Below are 1456 nucleotides of genomic sequence, written 5' to 3'. Positions count from 1 at the left end.
CCGGCAAGGGAATGGGGCTAATTTTTCAACTTTGAGCAAAATGATCTATGGCCTCCCAAGAACAGCGTTTTCAACCAAGGTTATTCCATGGCTGCATTTACTGCGGCGGCACTGAACATTTGTCAGCTGAGCACATCATTCCTTATGCCCTGGGTGGCACCAGCGTGATTCCCACGGGAAGTTGTAGGAATTGTGCGGATATAACGAAAAAGTTTGAACAAACAATAGCTCGTTCAATGCTCGGGAACTTTCGTATAAAAAACAATGCGCCGACCAGGCGACCTAAGGAGCGACCATCCAAGCTGCTACTACAGATAATCCAGGGAGATACCGACATCAGTCGAAAACTCGATCCGTCCGAGCATCCAGGATGCTTTGCGCTGCCCGTATTTTCGCCTCCACGCGTCATGAGCAATCTCGTGGGCGAAACCCAGAATCTTCACCAGGAAATGAAAATCTGGGGATTTCCAGATCCTGCTCACATCCAGAAATTTTTGCCCTCTGATTTACCGGAGGGGTCCAGAACTCATATTGCTACGTTCAGCATCGACGCAGTAGTACGCTCGCTTGCAAAGATCGCCCACTGCCACTGCGCATCAATGTATGGTGCCGGGGTGTTTAATCCATTTTTGAGTCCGCTCATTCTTGGTAAGACCCGCGAGTATGCGAATTACATTGGTGGATCAAAAAGATCGAACGCGGAGTTGCCGGGTCTCGCAAAATATGCACCCATCGCTGTTCAATCGACTGTTGGAAAGTATTACGGAACTTGGTTTCTTATTACGACGATTCATCTTTTCCCCAGTCTAAATGGTCCTGTCTATGATTTGATCGTCGGTTCATGCACAGACCAAAGTGCGGCTATCGGTCCGAAAATGCCAGGATCGGGGCTGTAGCTTTAGGCAAGCCAGTATGCAATGTACCGGCAAAGGGGATGGGAATTGCCCCATGACCCGAAAGACTGCTCCTGGCCGACAGCAGCAGCTAGCCTCCAGGCACTCTGCTGACCCCGGCCAATTCGGCGTGAGCTTGCTTGCGGCTCAATGAACCCGCAGCACCTCAATCTGCTGTCGGATCAGTGCGACCTGTATCCACACCTCATCACCCTCGCATTTACCCAGCATGGCCCTGCCCAAAGGGGCTTCGCTGCTGATGACCTGAACGAACTGAGCGCCGCTGACCAACTTCATGCTGCCCCCATCCGGCCCGAGAAATAGCTGTTGCTGCTTGTCGTCTGAATCGACTAGGCAGACCAACGCGCCGAGCTGTATACCTTTGCTGGCATCGTAGGGGCGCGGGCGGAATTGGCGCCAATTGGCCATTGCCTGGCGGATGCCTTCGGCGCGCCGAGCTTGGCCGGTGGCCAGGTAGGCGGCTTCGAGTCCCAACGTGTCGTATTTGTTTTCGGCGATGTTTTCCTCGTGAGTCGCCGTTTCATGCGCCGCCCGCACTGCCT

At 53.2% G+C, this 1456-nt stretch carries 2 protein-coding genes; one reads left to right on the top strand and one right to left on the bottom strand.

Annotation, left to right across the window (positions count from 1 at the left end; translation table 11 throughout):
* The first annotated feature begins 47 nt into the window (after nucleotides 1-47).
* Entirely contained in the window at nucleotides 48-896 is an 849-nt protein-coding gene (locus AC097L_RS24170; protein ID WP_479589266.1) for an HNH endonuclease, read from the top strand.
* 144 nt (nucleotides 897-1040) lie between these two features.
* On the opposite strand, the gene AC097L_RS24165 is transcribed toward AC097L_RS24170, so the two are convergent.
* Nucleotides 1041-1456: GreA/GreB family elongation factor (locus tag AC097L_RS24165; RefSeq protein ID WP_479589265.1), on the bottom strand; the 416-nt coding region annotated here is incomplete at its 5' end.

The sequence above is a fragment of the Rhodoferax sp. RT5P35 genome (assembly GCF_056521385.1).
This window is presented reverse-complemented; position numbering and strand designations above follow the sequence as displayed.